Below are 18,419 nucleotides of genomic sequence, written 5' to 3'. Positions count from 1 at the left end.
CATTGCAAGAAATGAACCGCTGACTCCGTCCCTTGGTGTTATTTTAGTGTACAGAAGTTTCTATTGTTGTTCCGATTGATCCGCTACCCTGAACGCCGAATTCTATGCTACTTCCTTCCGGAATAGTGGAGTTCCATTCTACGGGAGTGATCACATAGTAGTCACCCTGTTCTTCGATATTAACATTCCAGCTTGCTGTGATATTAACATCGCTCTTTTTTACAACTACTGTCCATGTATTAACTGTGCTTCCTGTGTTAGATACCTTGAAGTTGACCTGGTATCCGCTGCCCCAGTTGTTGATGGAATATTCAACGCTAAGGCCTGTAGCTGCAGGCTGTTCCTGCTCCGGAACTGCAGGAGTTTCGGAAGGAGTTTCTGCAGGAGTTTCTGAAGGTGTTTCGGCTGGTGTCTGAGAGCTGCCGTTATTTACCTTCTCAAACTGCCACTGCTGATTGGATCCGCCGTTGTATGTCCACTGGCATACATTTGTGCCATCATCTGTTTTCTTTTCGTATACATCAAGATATTTTGCAGCATCAGAACACTTGGTTCCGATTGTATATACGCCGCTTACATCAGTGTTCTTGACTATAAACTGCTGAGCTGTTCCGCCGTATGCACTGTAGATACCTACATTGGTTCCGTCATCGTTCTCACCGTTAGCTACGTCGAGCATTACATTGCCAAGCTTGTTTGTAAGAGTGATATATCCGTCTGAAGTATTAGTAACATACCATTTCTGACCATCAACTCCTGAACCTGTCTTGATGACAACGTTCTTCCAACCATCTGCGTTATCAGCATCTACTGTAAGATATTTCTGGGAAAGTGTGTTTTTGATATAGTACCATCCGTCTTCAATAGTAGCTGTCTGGTTGTTATTTGAAGGTGTAGGTGTTGGAGTAGGGGATGGCGTTGAAGATCCCTGTCCTATTACTTCTTTGTATGCCTGGATAACCTTGGAGTATGCAGGCTTAGCATTACCTGGTGTGTAGAAAAGAAGAGGAGCTGCATTGCTTATCCATGTTGTCTTGTCGGAAAGTCCCCACCATGTAACACCGGAGATATTACCACCGCTTTTCTTGATGCTGTTGATGTTCTTGAAAAGGTTGTATGCGTAGTTTGCAAGATCTGTATCACCTTTGTTGGTGATATCAAGCTCTGTTATCTGAACTTCAAAACCTGCATTTACAAAAGACTTAAGTGCAGCTGTATAGTAATCAACTGATGGGAAATTAGTTCCCAGGTGAGACTGCATTCCGACACCTGCGCAGACTTTTCTGCCATCATTGATATAGTTAACAAGTTTGATTACGTCGTTGACTTCCATGTACGTATTGTAATCATTATAAAAAAGCTTAACTGAATCTGTAAGTTTGAAGTATGAAAGTGTGTCATAAGCATAATTGAAAGCTTTCTTGACATAAGAAGCGTTGGTCTTGTTGCTGCCATAGACTGCTTCCCATCCTGAGTTAGAAGCGTGAAGGATCTCGTTGGCAACGTCCCATGCATATACAACGCTTCCGTACTGGTTTGTATATACGTGATTCATTACTGTCTTAACATACATCTCAAGACGGGCATCCATTGTGGATGAGTTAACAAAACCAGATCCTGCATTGAAACCATTCCTGAAGAACCATGAAGGAGTCTGGGAGTGCCATACAAGAGTATGAGCTCTCATCTTAAGACCATTGTTGTAGCAGATCTTCATAACTTCATCTACTGTATTGAAGTTGATCCTTGGAACATAGCTTTCTTTGTAGTTGTCAGGGATGTAGTAACCTTGGCTTTTGGCCTGTGATACTGAGATAAGAGTAGGTGATCCGCCAAGAAGAGCATCCGGCTTCATCTCGTTTTCAAGAGTGATACTGTTATAATCTTTTTTTAATGTAGCAAGTGTATTCGCATCTTTGAGCTGGTAGAGATTGATACATGTTCCGGAATAACCGTAAGTGGCTCCGTAAGTGCTTAAAAGAGAATCCTGTGCTGCATATGCACTTATCGTGGATACAGAAGCTGTCGCACATACCAGAATCAGCATGAGCATGATCTTTGCAACGATGCTGTATAACTTATTAGCTGCTTTTTGCATTTTGTAATCCCCCTCCTGTTTGATTTGGAGTTGTAAAAAGAAGTGTCAGGCGTATATAACAGATGCATCTGTAATAAGGCCTGAATTTAGAATGTTACTGTGCTCGAGCACCCTCATTCTAGCAACAATCAATGCTTCGAACTTCCTAAAAATTGCGCTCTTGTTTCTACATATTGCGATTAATGTAATATAGATATTGACAATTTGAACATTTGCAACAAAACGTGTAATATGATTTTGAATATGTTGCACAAAAGCATTTGAGAATATGGGGTAAAACGGCGTGAAATAAGGGATTTTGCGCTATTGTGGAAGTATACTAAAAATATACATGGTTGTTTGTGAAAAAACGACAATATTAAGAACAATGTAAAAGTTTGTAAAAACAAATCGATTTATGTATGGTTGCAAGAGCAAAATGATCTTTGGGTGCGAAGAAATGCCCTCTGGTGACGGAGGTAAGGAACCATTTTTGTGTCCTAAAATGGTCTCTTACCTCCGTCACCAGGGGGCATCGTAGCTTAAGAGAACTCTTTTCTTAGCCACAGATCTGCAGGACCTGCGGTCATAAGTATTATAAGATAACCTTCACTTAGATGAGTTTTGATATTTGCTGACAGGTCATCATCAAGCTCGGCTATTTGTGCTTTATCTTTGACGTTAAGATCATCTATGAATTCGCTTGGGGTTATTATCCTTAAGGATTCATCCTCTCTTGTGAGATATGTGGGGAGCCAGTAAACTTTATCTGCCCCGTCAAAAGCGTCCTTGTACAGATGGCGAACTTCATGCTGACGGGTATTCTGGTGAGGCTGATATACTACTACAACGCCTTTTTTGCCGGTTTTAGCAGCTTCCTCTATGGCTATCTGAATTGTTGACTTAACTTCTTCAGGATGATGAGCATAGTCTGTATATACACCATCTGTAATACGTTCGAAACGTCTTCCAACGCCCGGGAAGCTGTTTAGTACATCAGCAATCTTCTCATCAGGAACATTTTTGCCAGTAGCTTTAAGCATTCTCTTTATTGCTTCAAAAGCTGTTGTAGCATCCTCACGTCTTGCATTTCCAGAAATAGTTATATTTTTATTAATGCCTTTGATGATATTTAATGCCTTGCTAGCTTTCTCAAAATGATCAATAGCATGTCTTGCAGCATCCGGCGTTCCAAAGATGACTTCAGATGACTGATCTTCAAATCTTAAAAAAGCATCTTCGTAGTCTTCTCTTGTCTTGTAGATGTCAGGATGATCATATGAAACGAATGTTATAAGAGACAGCCATGGATCAAAGTTAAGGAAATTCCTGTCATATTCATCAGCTTCATAGATAAAGAATTCATCCCCTTCCTTATAAGAACCAGAGGGAGCAAATCCCAGTGTTGTTCCCACAAGGTATGAAGATGGAAGGATAGGGTGGTTATTGTCATCTACAAGCTTATTAACAGCCCATACAAGCATTGATGTAGTAGTAGTTTTGCCATGTGTTCCGGCAACGGCTACCATTTTAAGACCAAGGTCATTGACGAGTTTTGCGATAAGTTCATCTCTTTTGGATACTTTTATGCCGCTTTCTATAGCAGCAACAAGTTCTGGGTGATCTTTTGGAAGTGCAGAAGTATAGATGAACCAGTCGATTCCCACTTCATTCATCTTTTGCTTAAAATATGTTCCATCCTGCTCACCGACATAGTATTCTATGTTTGCTTTTTCAAGTTCGGGTGCAATAGCACCATAGCTTCTATCTGAGCCATAGACATTAATACCGGCTCTGCGGGCCATAAGTGCAAGAGGCCCCATGCCTGTTCCGGAGATTCCGGCTATATATATATTCATAAAGATATCCTTCTTTCGAAATATTATTGCGTATATGAAAATATCGCTTCAAAAATCATATCATATCTGGAAAGTTTGTCCACCATCTGACCTGATACGTATCATAACGCCGGTAAGTCTATCACCTGGAAAACGCTAGTTGCATCAGAACTTTATAAGGCAAAAAATTTGAAGCAAGCTTGAATTAAAGAATAGAGTCTTTTATGATAAGAAGAAAAAGATTAATAAAGGAGTGTATAACCTTGGCTTTTTTAACATTTGTCGATGGCAGTGCCAATCTTCCTAAGGAATTACTTGAGGGCATAAATGTCCTGCCCTGTGACTATCTTGTTAACGGAGAATCCAAAACATATACAGGAGATCTGGAATCTTTTGATGCACATGCATACTATGAGGGATTAAAAAAAGGCGATAAGATTCAGACCAGCCTTCTAAATACAGCAACTTTCCTTGAGCACTTCACACCTCTTGTCAAAGAGGGCCACGATATCATATATATAAGCATGAGCTCCGGAATAAGCGGAACTTATAACGCTGCTATAAATGCCGCTGATGAACTTATGGAGGAGTATCCGGAGAGATTTGTTCATATTGTTGACTCCCAGGGATGCGGTTTTGGTAGTGGAATTCTAGCCATGAAAGCGGCAGATTTGAGCCGTCAGGGCGTGGATGTAAGGGAAGCTGCCAGGATAGTTGACGAGGCAGTGCCTCATGCCTGTCAGTATTTTACTGTGGATGATCTTAACTTCCTCAAAAATACCGGACGTGTCAGCGGTGTAACAGCAAGTATCGGAACTGTTCTTAATATCAAGCCTATCCTCTTTGGAGACAAGACAGGACATATCATATCCTGTTCCAAAGTTCGAGGTCGCAACAGTTCTATATCTGCAATTGCAAAAAAATATCAGGAAAAGAGAATGGATACTCCCGATCAGACTGTATGTATCTCTCATGGTGACTGCCTTGAAGATGCCAAGACTCTCGAAAGACTTGTTAAGGAAATAAATCCTGCTGCAAAAGTTACTATAGCATCACACGAACCATTCTCAGGCGCTCATGTAGGCCCGGGAATGCTGGGACTTTTCTTCTGGGGTACAGAGAGATAAGGTGACGGAGTTGCCAAAGGACAGCAAAACCTTAAAAAGCCGTCCAAGTGGGAAGTCTGAGTTAGAACTTATAAAAACATAGTATAAAAAACTCTTGTATTAATTAACGAATTGTTGTAGAATACAATCCGCAACAACGACAGTTCATTTGTACCTTCCTGTCGATAAACAAAACCAGGACTACGTTAGGATAAGTTGGAAATAAAGCCGTTTTTATAGCATGTTTTAATAAGAGTTATGACATACTCTTATATTAGAACAAAGATGCGATAATATATGTCCTATAAGTGGTTCTGCATATATGCAGGGCCACTTTTTTAGTGCGCCTAGCGGCGCACGCTTTTTTTCCAAAAAAGTTTTATGCGTTATCCAAGCGCGATGAGAGGTTTATTTTGAAGAAGATTATTATTGACTGCGATCCCGGAATTGATGATTCACTTGCTATAATGTTGGCTTTGCAAAGCCCTGAGGTAGAAGTTGTCGGTATTACGATAGTTGCCGGTAACGCTCCTTCAAAGATGGGATTTGAGAATGCCAAGAAAGTATTGAACTTCCTTGGAAGGCTGGATGTGCCTGTGTATGTAGGCGCCGACAAGCCTAGAGTCAGAGACTATGTCAATGCTCTTGATACTCACGGAAGTGACGGACTTGGCGAGAGTTTCCTGCCGGAAGTTGAAGGACAGTCTATTCCTTCTAAGAGCGCAGTAGATTTTCTTAAAGAGACCTTGAGAAAAGGGAATGTATCTGTTGTGGCACTTGGTCCTTTGACCAATCTGGCACAGCTGATCGATGAAGATCTTGATGCTTTTCTTGCTATAGAAAGACTTGTGTCTATGGGAGGCAATTTTAGAAGCCATGGCAATTGCTCTCCTGTTGCAGAGTACAACTATTGGGAAGACCCTGACAGTGCTAAGGTTGTGTATAACACTCTCTATGAAAATGGACGCATGATCGAAATGGTCGGTCTTGATGTTACAAGGAAGATAGTGCTTACACCAAATATCCTTGAAGATATGAAAAAGGCAAATCCTAAAGTCGGAGACTTTATAGAGAAGATTACCTGGTTTTATTTTAAATTCCACTGGGAATGGGAGCACATTAGGGGATGTGTGATAAATGATCCTTTGGCTGTTGCGCAGTTTATAGATCCCGGAATTTTAAAAGGTATTGAAGCTTATACAGATGTAGAGACCGGTGGCATAAGCCTTGGACAGACCGTAGTGGATTCTATGGGCTTTTATCGTAAGACAAGCAATGCACTTGTCTATACAGATGTGGACGTTGATGCTTTCTGGGATATGTTTCTTAACAGGATACTTTCTTTATATTAAAGTTTGAAAGTGTTCCACTTTCAAACCCAAATTGATGGCGCGAGCTCCATCAATTTGAACCATTAGCCACTCGCTTAGCTCGTGACATGAGGTTAAAAATGGAGCGTATGAAAATGAAATACAACGTAAAAAAACTGACAATTATCGCTGCAGCTGTAGCGATCAACATCGTAGGAAGCAAGATAGCTCTTGTGCTAAGCCTTCCTATATTCCTTGACAGCATAGGAACAATGCTTGCAGCATTTACACTTGGACCAGTAGCAGGCGGTCTTACAGCACTTGTAGGAGGACTTATATGCGGCGTTACAGGAGATGTATATGCTATATACTTCTCACTTAGCGGTGTGCTTATGGGTGTGATCGCAGGATTTTTGTTCAGAAACAAGAAAAAAGATCCGGTTTCGATTCTTTGGAAGACTTTTTTTGTAGTGCTGCCTGCATCTATGCTTTCAGCATGCATTGAGACATTTCTTTTTGGAATTACATCAGCTGTATTCACTACATTTGTAGTACAGGCTCTGTCACAGACAGCACTCAAACTATTTGGAGGTGCATTCCTTACACAGCTTGTAACTGACTATGTAGATAAACTTGTTGCTAATTTCCTTGTAGCTGCATGTGTAAAAGTACTCCCAAGCGGATTTATAGATTACAAAACAAGAACAGCAGAATAAGAGAAGGTTTTTATAAGTATATCGGCACATCCATAAATGTAGATGGATGTGCCGATTTTTTTACCAGATAAAATTAGATTTTAGCTGTTCACCGTTGTCGATAAGAAGGTCCTGACCTGTCATACTTTTGTTGACATTGGTGAGATAGTAAGCAAGTTCTGCGATCTCGTCAGCCGATGCCCAGCGGTGCAGGAGAGTCTCATTAAGGCACTGCTCCATAAGATCCGGATCATCCATGATATGAGAATTGAGTGGAGTATATACTCCTCCTGCGGATATACTGTTAGATGTAGCTCCGTACTTGGCCAGCCTTAGTGCGGTATTTTTCATGTAAGTAACCACGCCGCCTTTACTGGCAGCATATTCAGGGAATTCCGCACCGTTTGATGCACTTGACGAAGCCATGAATAGGACAGAATGTATGCTGTTTGTAAAAGCATATTTTTCTGTAACTGCTATCGTAGCTTTTAGATTGGTATCAATCACACCTGGGCCGTCCTGAATTCCAGCGTTATTGATAAGAACCTCCACATTGTCTATGTCAGGAAGTTCGCTTGTGATATCAACTATCATATGAGTATAATAGCTGTCCTTAAAATCTGTATCCTGTATGTCAAAACCTATAACTTCATGTCCCATTGAAACATACTTCCTGGCACATGCAAGGCCTATTCCCTGACTGGTTCCCGTAATCAGTATTCTCATAAATTAACCTCATGTCGCGAGCAAAGCAAGTGACTGATTTGCTTCTATTATTACAATCTTTGTCTTCTTGACTTATAAGCAGGAAGACTGAGTTATATATTTTATAATAAGTAAAAAATGATCCGGAAGCAATTGCTATAAGATATCAGGAAGTTTCAAACTGATAGGTATACTATTTTTGGCTAAAAAATTGTATGGGTATATAATGAGGTAGGTGTCAAAAGTTCCTTTGGACCCTTACAAATACTTTAATATAGAAAGGATGGAATAGTATATGAAAAAGAAAATGTTAAGTAGTATTGCAATGTGTCTGTCAGTGGCACTCGTCCTTCCGGGGTGCTCTGGTTCTAAAGGTCAAGAGGATGCTGGTGTTTTGGCTTCTGAAAATGCCGTGACTGATAATTCTGCTGAAGATAATAATTCATCTGCAAGCGACGCTACTAATGAAACTGATGATAGCTCTTATGATCCTTCATCGTTCAATGTATCTGATGTATATGAGGCTCCATCACAGGAATCTTCCGTGGATATATCAGGCTGTGATACCTTCACTCAGATAGTAGATAAGCTTGAAGATGGTAAGGGATATGCTAATGTAACTATAGGTGATGCTGATGTACTACTTGTGTCGAGCGGAACTTATGAATGGGAAGAGGGAATTTATGCGGCTATAGACGCAGACATTTTTATCTATAAAGATGGAGCCCCTCAATATCTTGGAAGTGTATGCGCAGGTGGAACTGCATATCCGTTAGAAGTAGCGGATGGCAATCTGTACGTTGGCGGCAACCATTTTATGACCAAGTATACAATTGATAGCGAAAATATGGTCGAGCTTGAAGAGACATATGTCAGCTATGACACAGATGGCAACGACACATATTATTATAAGACCTGCAACAGTCAGTTTGAGGATTATGATGAGGAAACTGCTAAGAGCCGCTTTGACGAGCTTTTTGCAGAACTTGATAATGTAGAGGTTATAGAATTCCAGCCTGTAGGAGGCGCGTCTTCAAGCAGCCAAGTGCCGGCTTATGAATATCCGGGACCGGAACTTTTTTATACTGTACTGTATGATTATATGATCGATGAACTGTCTAAGGGCTATTCAGATTATGACGTATGCATCCCTTGCCCTGTTATCATATCAGAAGATGAATCTGATAAGGATGATATCAAGGTTTATGGCAACTTCTGGATCTTCAATTATAATCTTAATGGAGACGTGCTTGAGTGTACATCAGGTGGTTCATATCCGGGATGTATACATCTTAAGAGCACCGATGAAGGTTATGAAGTTATATCTATGGATATAGTAGAAGATGGCGCTGACTTTGATGAGAGTGCCAAGAAGATATTTGGCGATCTGTATGATACATTTATAAAAGACGGCGAAGATGAAAATGTAAGAGAAGAGATAAGAGCTCAGATAATCGCTAACTATGTGGCTGCAAATGGCCTTAATATCACATCTTATCAGGATTACGGATGGGATCCGGTAGCGCTTCCTGAAGAAAACATAGATTCATTTTATAGTACTCTGGACTAAGCTTTGATAAAGAAATAAAAACTTCTCACTTGCCAAACTGACTCCATCTTCTGGAGCTGTTTTTGTCATAGTGGGAAGTTTTTGATTTAGGAAAAATATTTATGGCTTAATGAACTTATGCAGCATTATCTGTAGCTTTTTTCTGAAGAAAAGCCTCTGTACGCTTTTGGACATTCTCCTGAAGATTTACAAAAAACAGGAAATTGTCATATAGGTGAAGACTTCCTTCCGGGAAAATAGAAAGTACCGGAGGATATTCATTTACATCTATATCAGTTACAATAAGAGTCCCCCTTACAGGATCGATGTAGGCCCCGTATCTGCCTTGATCTACTGAGAGGATAGCACCTGTTTTACTGTCCTGAGTTACGCTGCCCTTATTGAGTGACCTGTCGGCAGGAGCTGTATCTGTGCTCCAGGTAAGAGGATTTATAGAGATCGCTTTTGTGCCATTAGGGACTATTATCGTATCTGTAACGCCGAATGCTTCGCAGTCATAGCTTACTACAACGCCGGTATCTGTCTCGCCTGTAGCGGGGACTATCTGAGGATACTTCAAGATCATATCCTCTGTCATGCACCAGCCGATAGCGTATACAGCTATAAGGTTATCTCTAAGATAGGATGCTCTTTCACCTGATCCGCCGTAATACTCTTCAAGTATCCTGTAACACATGTCTGCACCTTGAGAGAAACCGGCCAGAATCAGTGGACGTCCGTTGTTTTTGTGCTCCAGATAGTATCTGAATGCTGCAGAGACATCCATGTAAGCATTGTTCATAACTGTATCTCTTGCAGCGCTATCCTCCATAGAATATACATTTATAGAAGCCTGCCTGTAATAAGGAGCATAGATTCTTGCAGTATTAGCATATATGGCTTGTTGCTGATTCATTGCATTTCTGAAGATCTTTTTAAAAGCCGGAGTGATCGCAGAATTGGTCTCACTTTTGGTATCAACAGTAGGAGCAACTATGAATACATCTACGCTGTTTTCGGGATAGGCTCCATCGTATAGCCAGTTATCCTGTCTGGAATAGTCAAGAGAACTTGTAAATGGAAGGACATTGACGGCATATGCGTTGATAGCTATGTGCGGATAGATAGTAAATAATACGATCAGTGATAACAGAATCAGTGATATTTTTTTCTTCATAAAATACCTGCCTTTCGTATATTTGAAAAAAGTCATACTAACTAAATACATGGTAGTGGTTTTAGTACTAATAATAAAAAATATACTGATAATATAAAGTGTACCATATTTTGGATATAAAATATCAATAAACAAACAATATAATGACAACTATTTAGATGCCGATAATCATTGCATTATGATATCATTAGCAGTAGTGAGTTGTTGATGAATTGCGAGGAAAGATAATGATTAAAGTTGATCTCATAACCGGATTCCTTGGTTCGGGCAAAACAACATTTATAAAAAAGTATGTCAGATTTTTGAATGATCAGGGGATCAAGATATGCATACTTGAAAATGATTACGGTGCTGTTAATGTAGATGTAGCGCTGCTTGAAGACATAAGAAGCGACATGTGCGGCGTTGAGATGATAGTCGGAGGTGACGGACGAGAAGCTCACCAAAGAAGACTTAAGACCAAGCTCATAACGCTTGCTATGTCAGGATATCAAAGAGTTATCATTGAGCCTTCCGGGATATTTGATATGGATGAATTTTTTGATACCCTTTATGAATCTCCCCTTGATAACTGGTATGAGATAGGCAGTGTCATAGCGATAGCATCTGCAGATCTTGAAGATAACCTCTCTGAAGATGCAGATTATGTCCTTGCATCTGAAATAGCTGATGCGGGAATAGTAGTATTGTCCAAAACAGAAGATGTATCGGATGAGCAGATCACAAAAGTCAAAGAGCATATCAGAACTGCCTTACTTGGAATAGGCGTTAAGAGGCAGGATATATTCAGATCAGCTGAAGCTTTTGATAACTTTTTTATTAATAAAAAGGCAGATGGGCTATCAGATGATGACTTTAGAAGGATAGCTTCGGCAGGCTATGTACATGGAGATTATGAAAAAAAGCAGCTGTCCATGACAGGCTCCGGTGCTTTAGGAAATGATGGCGGTTCATTTTCAAATCTGTATCTGTTTGGAGTCACGCTTACAAAAGATGAGCTTATAAGTAGTATTGATAAAGCTATTAATGATCCCAAATGCGGACACATCATCAGGATCAAAGGCTTCGCCAAAGATGGTGCTGAAGGATATATAGAAGTTAATGCAACAAGAGAAAAGCTAAGTATAAATCATATCTCTAATGCCCAGGAAGTAATCATAGTCATAGGAGAGAATCTAAGCTCTGATAAGATAAACAATTACTTTCCTACAGCAGATTTTGAAAATTTGCTAAAATAAGTGCGAAGTTTGATGTCTAATTTAATAATCGCTTCTTCTACTTACAAAAAATACACCAGCCCTTGCGGCCTTGGAGATTCAGAAAAAACTATTTTTTTTGAATCGCCATGGCTGCAAGGGTTTCTACACATTTTTTATGAAATTTTGGCCTATATAGCAGATGTGATACAATATAATATAGGATTTTGACATAAATGCAAGTTGCACATGTCGGCTCTATCCTAAATACAACTTGGGAGACGCTCTATATATTATGAAATTCCTATTTGTTTCGAATTATATCAATCATCACCAGATCCCTCTGTGCGAAGCTATTATGAGGATAATTGGTGATGAGAATTTTATATTTGTTCAGACCCAGCCTATGGAAGAGGAAAGAGTTCGCATGGGATGGGGTGTTGATGTGTCATCTCTGACTTATCTTAAGATCTATGATAATGACAAGATATTCACTCTTAATGCAATTAATGATTTTGATGTAGTAATGCTTGGATGGACTGAGAATGATGAAGTAAGGGAAGCTTGTCTTAAAAGAGCTGATAGCGGAAAACTCCTACTTCGGATGAGCGAAAGGATATATAGAGAAGGTCAGTGGAAGGCAATATCCCCTAAAGGCCTTATCTCAAAATACAAAGAACATATCAGATTTAGAAATAAAAAAGTATATATGCTTTGTAACGGAGCCTATGTTGCCTCTGATTTTGCTCTTATAGGTGCATATCCTAATAAAATGTTTAGATGGGGATATTTTCCTGAATACAGAGAATATACCAAAGAGCAGATGAGGAATATGAAAAGGATGGAGGACAACAAGACACCACGTATCCTGTGGGCCGGAAGGTTCATGGACGGTGTCAAGCATCCGGAATTTGCCCTTGAACTTGCTGCATATTTAAAGGAGAAAAACTATTCATTTCATATAGATGTGGTTGGAGACGGAGAGATGGGGGATGATCTTCACTACTATGTCGATGAGAACAGACTTACTGATGTTGTGACCTTCCACGGCTTTCTCCCTCCGGGCAGAGTAAGACAGATGATGGAAGAGGCTCATATATATCTGTTTACAAGTAACAACCTTGAGGGCTGGGGCGCTGTTGTTAATGAAGCTATGAATGCAGGCTGTGCTGTTGTAGCAGGCTCCATGGCAGGCGCAGTCCCATATCTTATCAAAGATGGAGAGAACGGCTACATCTACAATGCAGAAGACCTCCAAAGCTTCCTGAATAAGGCAGAAGATCTGGTCAGACACCCATCCAAACAACAGAAGTTTGGCAATAACGCCTACAATACGATCAAGGACCTGTGGAATAGCAACATTGCCGCCAGACGCCTTATAGACTTCTGCACAGCAATTCTCAAAGATAAAGAATACATAGCCCCAAACGAAGGCCCCATGAGCTACGCCCCAATAATAAAACCATACATCAATCCCGAAAAATAGATATAGCTACTATCTACCTTGACGGTTCAGCACACCCATGTAAAGACCTTGTGTATGCTGAACCGTCTATGCGGCTCTTATCGTGCTCCCTGCCTTACTGATGGAGGAACCATCCAGCCGGCAAACTTCATGATGGAACGGCTCTGAGTTGCAACAACTTTCTTGCGCCAGTCTCTTGGCGCTTCTCCAAAATCTTCCAGAAAATGACGATTAAAACTTGATAATGAGTGAAAACCTACTTCATCAGAAATGTTGAGAATAGGCATCTCTGTTGTGCGTAGAAGAACAGATGCCTTCTGAACTCTGATGTGATTAAGGTATCTAAGTGGTCCGTCCCCGACTATAGCAGTGAACAAGCGCCTGAAGTGAGTTGGTGACAAGGAACACATGGCTGCCAGATCTTCCATTACAAAATCTTCCATGTAATGCTCCTGGATATAGTCGATAGCAGGTGCGATAACAAGGGCATTCTCGTGAGGATGCTCGCTTGCTGTTAGTTCATACTCTTTGTATATAGGGAAAAGCTTGACTATGAGCGCCATAAGTAAACCTCTTACTGAGAACTCATAGTTGCTGCCTTTTCTTCTAAGTTCGCAGATCGCGGCTGTTACAAGGTTGTAGATATCGGGATATTCTGACCTTGGAAGTATCCCATAATAGTTGTGGATCATCTTGTTGAGCTCTGCTGAGTGCTCCAGAGCGCTTAAAGGGAATAAAGGCTCAAGAAGAGACTGTATATCAACAAATATATAGGACCATTTGCTGGCACATCCCGGATCTGAATATGTGGTATGGGATATGTTGTTGGCTACGATGGTGACATCTCCCGCGTGAAATGAACGCTTCTCACCCATAAATTCCATGGTACCGCTGTCTGTCTCGCATAGTCCTATTTCAAGGCAGTTATGAAAATGAAGAGTACCTGAAGGAATATCAGAGATCCTCCACTGTTCTCCTGAAAGAAGTAATACCGGAAAATATTCCGGTAGATCATAGCTTCTGAATTCTATTGTTTGCTGCTTTGATTTGGGCATATTGTCTAATACCTCCATGTGAATTCACTATCAAGTATATAATATGACGGAAAATAAAGTAAAGTTTCGATAATGCATTTCTGACCGAAAAAATGAACGAAAATCAAAATAATTTATTGTATATTAAATTAAAAATGCAGGTAAAAACATGATAATCAACAAAAATCACTAACAAATTTAGTAAATAATAGACAATGGTTGGTGATTTTGATTTTATTATGGTTGAAAATGCATAGTTTTTGTGGATGAAATGAAGTGAATAAATGACCATATAACCATACAATTGAAAATGTAATAAATGTTCGTCTGATCCAGCATGATCTAGCTGGAATGATATAATAGCTATTTGATATAAAATTATACAATTAGTATATTGGTTTCTGATATTCTTGGAGGAGGTTTCATAATGGGTAAAGGTAATAAGGCGGTAGCAAAGACTGTACCGCAAGTAAAGACAAGCTGGAAAAAAGCGTTTAAAAGAGACTGGCAGCTATATCTGCTATTGATTTTTCCGCTTGCCATGGTTTTTCTATTCAACTATGCAGCGTATCCGGGACTGAGAATGGTATTCATGAACTATAAAGTCATGAAGGGATACAGCGGAAGTGACTGGGTAGGCATGAAGAACTTCGTGGATCTGTTCACCGGAACTTCAAGTGCAAGGTTCTTCATGGCTCTTAGGAATTCAATAGTATTTAACCTTCTGGATCTTGCTCTTGGATTCCCGATGCCAATAATACTTGCAGTCATGCTCAATGAGCTAAGATTTCCAAAATACAAAAAGGTAACACAGACAATTCTCTATCTGCCACATTTCCTTTCATGGGCAGTTATCGGTTCCATCGCACTTACGATGTTCCGTACCAATACCGGTCTTATCAACATGACACTTACAAGTCTTGGTTGGATAGACCAGGGTATTCCTTTCCTTACTGAGAAGTTTCACTGGGCTGTAACTTATCTGCTCATCGGTGTATGGCAGGGAATGGGATGGGGATCTATCCTGTATCTTGCAGCAATAACAGGTATAAGCGGTGACTTGTATGAAGCAGCTATGATCGATGGCGCAAACCGCTGGCAGAGAATATGGCATATCACACTTCCCGGAATCCGTCCTACAATCGTAACTCTTCTTATCATGAACCTTGGACGTCTTATGGGATCGAACCTTGAAAGACTTGTAGCACTTGACAATGCTCTTGTAAGAGATTTCCAGTATCAGCTGGCGGTATACATATATGATTACGGTTTTTCCGGTCAGCACTATTCTATAGGTACTGCAGCTAATCTGTTCCAGTCACTTGTCGGTCTTGCAATGGTACTGATCGCAGACAGAGTTGCCAAAGCTCTTGGCGAAACAGGACTTTTATAAAGGAGGACCAAGATGGATACAGCGGTTTTTAAGGGAGGCAAGGTAATGGCCGGCAAAAGAAAAGATAAAGAAAATGATATCTCTGCAGGTGGAAGCAGGGCTATCAGCAAGCTTCACATAAGTGATGTTGTAATAGTACTGATAATAGGAATCTTATCACTCACATGTCTGCTTCCATTCTGGCATGTAGCAGTAAAGTCTATATCATCCAATGCTGCAGTTGCTGCAAAGTCTGTATATCTGTGGCCCATAGATGTAACTTTAGATGCATACAGATCCATCGTTGAAGATGGAAGTATGACTCATTCAATGATCTATAGTGTAGAAGTTACTGCAATCTTCACATTGCTTGGTATGATCGTATGTACCTGCGCAGCATATCCTCTTTCCAAGAAGAGACTTAAGGGAAGAGCAGTTATAACATTTTTACTGATGGTTCCTATGTACTTTGGTGCAGGTAATCTTCCTACATACCTTTTGTATAGTGACCTTCATCTTCTTAACACAATGTGGGTTCTTATATGGCCACTTATATACTCAGCTTACAATATGCTGATCATGAAGAACTATTTTATATCAAATATACCGGATGAGCTTGAGGAGTCAGCATTCCTGGATGGAGCTTCAAACTTACAGATCCTGTTCAAGATAGTGCTTCCTCTTTCTAAGCCAATCCTTGCAACACTGACTCTCTTCTATGCAGTAGGTCGTTGGAATGCTTACGGCGACAACATGTACTATATCAGAAGTAATGAACTTAAGATGGCTCAGTACAAGCTCTACGAGATGATCTTAAATGCTCAGGAAGCAGCTTCTACAGCTCTTACAGAGGCAACCAATGTGACATCTACACCTGAAGTACTTCAGGCAGCATCGGTTATGTTCGTAACAATACCGATCATCATTATCTATCCTTTCGTTCAGAAATACTTCGTAAAAGGAACTATGGTTGGTGCGGTAAAAGGTTGATTTTTAATGGCATAATCACCATCCATGGTGATTATGTACAGCCATTAAAAAGTCAACTGTGCTCCAAGCACGAAGGTTAAAAAGTAAATAATAAAGTCTTTATTAAAAGGAGGATTTTATATGAAAAAGAAAATGCTAAACAGAAGCCTTGCTATTGCAATGAGTAGTGCAATGGTAATGGGCGCACTTGTTGGATGTTCCAGTTCAACAGGGGAGAGCGGAACAGACACACAGACATCACAGGACACGACTCAGAAGGAAGCTGATAACTCAGCTACTACAGCTGAAGGCGGAGAGCAGGCAGCAGAAGGCTCAGGTATTGACTCCTGGCAGCCATTTGCAGATAACGTAACTATTCAGATCCCTGTATATGACAGAGGCGGAGAAGTAGATGTTACTAACAACTACTGGACACAGTGGGTACAGACCAATTTTGGTGACAAGTACAACATCACAGTTGAGTTCGTAGCAATCCCTCGTGGAGACGTTCTCAATGCATATGCTAACCTTGCTAACGCTCAGGATCTTCCTACAATCCTTATGGAATACGACTTCCCTAAGCAGGCACAGTGGGCTGATGACGGATATCTTCAGGAACTTGATCTTGAGAAGTTCAAGACTGTAGCTCCTAATTACTATGCAATGATGGAAGAGCAGGGCAACCTTGACTACACAGATCTTAACGACACAACATATTTTGCCCTTGCAGAAAGACCTTATTCACAGAACACATACAACTATGTAACATTCTATCGTCAGGACTGGCTTGATCAGATCGGCATGGAATATCCTACAACTTGGGATGATACTCTTAAAGTTTACGAAGCTATCAAGGAAGCAGGACTTTCTGAATATCCTGCAGGTGGAACCAAGATCTCTGGTGCAGGTGTAGACCAGAACTATGGCTATAGAAAGAACCCTCAGGATGAATATGAGTGGGCTACAACAGGTGATTATGCTATCCCTGCTCTTTCTACAGAGGCTCAGAAGAACCTTCTTAAGAGAAGAAACGAACTTTACAACCTTGGATATTTCAATCCTGACTTTACACAGAGAGAAGCTACAGATGGCGAAGCTGACTTCATCGCAGGCAATGCATTTACATACTCAGCTTATATCGCTCCTTCAATCTCAGTTCTTGATTCCTTCTATGAGACCAATCCTGACGCACACCTTTCAATCGCTGTATGTCCTGGTCTTGTTGAGGATACAGGTTCTGATGGAATCTCAACAACCAATGCATATCGTCCTAACAACAACTTCGGTATGATGATCGGCTTCTCAGCCCTTGCTTCTGAAGATCAGATCACAGCAGCTATGATGTACATGGAATGGATGCTCGCAGGTGAAGTTGATGGAACAAGTGCTCTTTTCACAATGCAGTATGGTATCGAAGGTGAGACTTTCGAATATGATGAGAACGGATATCCTGTAATTACTAACAACACAGAAGGCGAGTATGCTATGGCCAATAACAACAAGGATTACTGGTGCGTAGCAGTTGAGTCCAAGACACTTGGTTCTATCGAAGATGATATCAAGCTCAACATGCCAGTTAACTATCCTGATTCTGATGAGTGGTATCAGCAGATCCTTGATAACTACAACGGAATGGAAGCAATGGTTGATAGCGGTGTCATCCAGCCTGACTGTAACTTCGCTGTAACTCTTACATCTGTAACAGATAACCAGGAGACACTCCTTGGCCTTTATGAAGAGTTTGCTTCTAAGCTTGTAGTTGCATCAGAAGATGAGTTCGATACTCTCTATGAGCAGTTCAAGCAGGAGTACCTTGATGCCGGATATCAGGCTATCATCGATGAAAGAGGTGAAGCTTACAATAACGGCATGACCTCCAAGATGAAATAATATGTTTTCATACTTACCCTTTCTTAAATAAATAAA

At 40.5% G+C, this 18,419-nt stretch carries 14 protein-coding genes; 9 read left to right on the top strand and 5 right to left on the bottom strand.

From position 1 onward, the window contains the following. Positions 1 to 43 precede the first annotated feature (43 nt). Positions 44 to 2,098, bottom strand: a complete 2,055-nt coding sequence (locus I7804_RS00790; protein WP_248404452.1) for an endo-1,4-beta-xylanase — start codon at positions 2,096 to 2,098, stop codon at positions 44 to 46. A 521-nt stretch (positions 2,099 to 2,619) separates the two neighbouring features. After that, complete coding sequence (locus I7804_RS00785; RefSeq protein ID WP_248404450.1) at positions 2,620 to 3,936, bottom strand: Mur ligase domain-containing protein; 1,317 nt, start codon at positions 3,934 to 3,936, stop codon at positions 2,620 to 2,622. 242 nt (positions 3,937 to 4,178) lie between these two features. On the opposite strand from I7804_RS00785, the gene I7804_RS00780 reads away from it, so the two are divergent. The 3 genes from I7804_RS00780 to I7804_RS00770 all read left to right on the top strand — a co-directional run bounded on the left by I7804_RS00780 (position 4,179) and on the right by I7804_RS00770 (position 7,047). Then, positions 4,179 to 5,042 (top strand): DegV family protein, encoded by an 864-nt coding sequence (locus tag I7804_RS00780; RefSeq protein ID WP_248404448.1) that lies wholly within the window; start codon positions 4,179 to 4,181, stop codon positions 5,040 to 5,042. 392 nt (positions 5,043 to 5,434) lie between these two features. Then, on the top strand, positions 5,435 to 6,373 hold the full coding sequence (locus I7804_RS00775) for a nucleoside hydrolase (protein WP_278246774.1): 939 nt from the start codon (positions 5,435 to 5,437) through the stop codon (positions 6,371 to 6,373). An 86-nt stretch (positions 6,374 to 6,459) separates the two neighbouring features. Further along, positions 6,460 to 7,047 (top strand): LPXTG cell wall anchor domain-containing protein, encoded by a 588-nt coding sequence (locus tag I7804_RS00770; protein WP_248404446.1) that lies wholly within the window; start codon positions 6,460 to 6,462, stop codon positions 7,045 to 7,047. A 60-nt stretch (positions 7,048 to 7,107) separates the two neighbouring features. On the opposite strand, the gene I7804_RS00765 is transcribed toward I7804_RS00770, so the two are convergent. Further along, entirely contained in the window at positions 7,108 to 7,752 is a 645-nt protein-coding gene (locus I7804_RS00765; protein WP_248404444.1) for an SDR family NAD(P)-dependent oxidoreductase, read from the bottom strand. A gap of 274 nt (positions 7,753 to 8,026) precedes the next feature. Between I7804_RS00765 and I7804_RS00760 the strand changes: the two genes are divergently transcribed. Beyond that, complete coding sequence (locus I7804_RS00760; protein ID WP_248404442.1) at positions 8,027 to 9,301, top strand: hypothetical protein; 1,275 nt, start codon at positions 8,027 to 8,029, stop codon at positions 9,299 to 9,301. 115 nt (positions 9,302 to 9,416) lie between these two features. Here I7804_RS00760 and I7804_RS00755 read toward each other — a convergent pair whose 3' ends face one another. After that, positions 9,417 to 10,457, bottom strand: coding sequence for a DUF3089 domain-containing protein (locus I7804_RS00755; protein WP_022755540.1), 1,041 nt, complete (start codon positions 10,455 to 10,457; stop codon positions 9,417 to 9,419). A 227-nt stretch (positions 10,458 to 10,684) separates the two neighbouring features. On the opposite strand from I7804_RS00755, the gene I7804_RS00750 reads away from it, so the two are divergent. Together I7804_RS00750 and I7804_RS00745 are read left to right on the top strand one after the other, a co-directional pair. Beyond that, positions 10,685 to 11,695 (top strand): GTP-binding protein, encoded by a 1,011-nt coding sequence (locus I7804_RS00750; RefSeq protein ID WP_248404440.1) that lies wholly within the window; start codon positions 10,685 to 10,687, stop codon positions 11,693 to 11,695. A 253-nt stretch (positions 11,696 to 11,948) separates the two neighbouring features. Then, complete coding sequence (locus tag I7804_RS00745) at positions 11,949 to 13,139, top strand: glycosyltransferase family 4 protein (RefSeq protein ID WP_248404438.1); 1,191 nt, start codon at positions 11,949 to 11,951, stop codon at positions 13,137 to 13,139. Between the two features lie 77 nt (positions 13,140 to 13,216). On the opposite strand, the gene I7804_RS00740 is transcribed toward I7804_RS00745, so the two are convergent. After that, positions 13,217 to 14,173 carry a helix-turn-helix domain-containing protein gene (locus I7804_RS00740; protein WP_022756816.1) on the bottom strand — a complete coding sequence of 319 codons (957 nt, stop codon included), beginning with the start codon at positions 14,171 to 14,173 and terminating at the stop codon, positions 13,217 to 13,219. A 406-nt stretch (positions 14,174 to 14,579) separates the two neighbouring features. On the opposite strand from I7804_RS00740, the gene I7804_RS00735 reads away from it, so the two are divergent. The 3 genes from I7804_RS00735 to I7804_RS00725 all read left to right on the top strand — a co-directional run bounded on the left by I7804_RS00735 (position 14,580) and on the right by I7804_RS00725 (position 18,383). After that, on the top strand, positions 14,580 to 15,545 hold the full coding sequence (locus I7804_RS00735) for an ABC transporter permease (RefSeq protein WP_092040802.1): 966 nt from the start codon (positions 14,580 to 14,582) through the stop codon (positions 15,543 to 15,545). Between the two features lie 12 nt (positions 15,546 to 15,557). Further along, entirely contained in the window at positions 15,558 to 16,514 is a 957-nt protein-coding gene (locus I7804_RS00730) for a carbohydrate ABC transporter permease (RefSeq protein WP_248404436.1), read from the top strand. A gap of 120 nt (positions 16,515 to 16,634) precedes the next feature. Beyond that, positions 16,635 to 18,383, top strand: a complete 1,749-nt coding sequence (locus I7804_RS00725) for an extracellular solute-binding protein (protein WP_248404434.1) — start codon at positions 16,635 to 16,637, stop codon at positions 18,381 to 18,383. The last annotated feature ends 36 nt before the right edge of the window (positions 18,384 to 18,419 follow it).

The sequence above is a fragment of the Butyrivibrio fibrisolvens genome, assembly GCF_023206215.1.
In the GTDB taxonomy this organism is placed as follows: Bacteria; Bacillota; Clostridia; order Lachnospirales; family Lachnospiraceae; genus Butyrivibrio; species Butyrivibrio fibrisolvens_C.
The sequence above is the reverse complement of the archived record's forward strand: the minus strand, read 5'-3'. Positions and strand labels throughout refer to the sequence as shown.

Coding starts and splice junctions, on each gene's coding strand:
- I7804_RS00755 (WP_022755540.1), bottom strand. CDS start 10,457: ATGAAGAAAAAAATATCACTGATTCTGTTATCACTGATCGTATTATTT.
- I7804_RS00750 (WP_248404440.1), top strand. CDS start 10,685: ATGATTAAAGTTGATCTCATAACCGGATTCCTTGGTTCGGGCAAAACA.
- I7804_RS00785 (WP_248404450.1), bottom strand. CDS start 3,936: ATGAATATATATATAGCCGGAATCTCCGGAACAGGCATGGGGCCTCTT.
- I7804_RS00725 (WP_248404434.1), top strand. CDS start 16,635: ATGAAAAAGAAAATGCTAAACAGAAGCCTTGCTATTGCAATGAGTAGT.
- I7804_RS00730 (WP_248404436.1), top strand. CDS start 15,558: ATGGATACAGCGGTTTTTAAGGGAGGCAAGGTAATGGCCGGCAAAAGA.
- I7804_RS00790 (WP_248404452.1), bottom strand. CDS start 2,098: ATGCAAAAAGCAGCTAATAAGTTATACAGCATCGTTGCAAAGATCATG.
- I7804_RS00765 (WP_248404444.1), bottom strand. CDS start 7,752: ATGAGAATACTGATTACGGGAACCAGTCAGGGAATAGGCCTTGCATGT.
- I7804_RS00745 (WP_248404438.1), top strand. CDS start 11,949: ATGAAATTCCTATTTGTTTCGAATTATATCAATCATCACCAGATCCCT.
- I7804_RS00740 (WP_022756816.1), bottom strand. CDS start 14,173: ATGCCCAAATCAAAGCAGCAAACAATAGAATTCAGAAGCTATGATCTA.
- I7804_RS00760 (WP_248404442.1), top strand. CDS start 8,027: ATGAAAAAGAAAATGTTAAGTAGTATTGCAATGTGTCTGTCAGTGGCA.
- I7804_RS00735 (WP_092040802.1), top strand. CDS start 14,580: ATGGGTAAAGGTAATAAGGCGGTAGCAAAGACTGTACCGCAAGTAAAG.
- I7804_RS00770 (WP_248404446.1), top strand. CDS start 6,460: ATGAGGTTAAAAATGGAGCGTATGAAAATGAAATACAACGTAAAAAAA.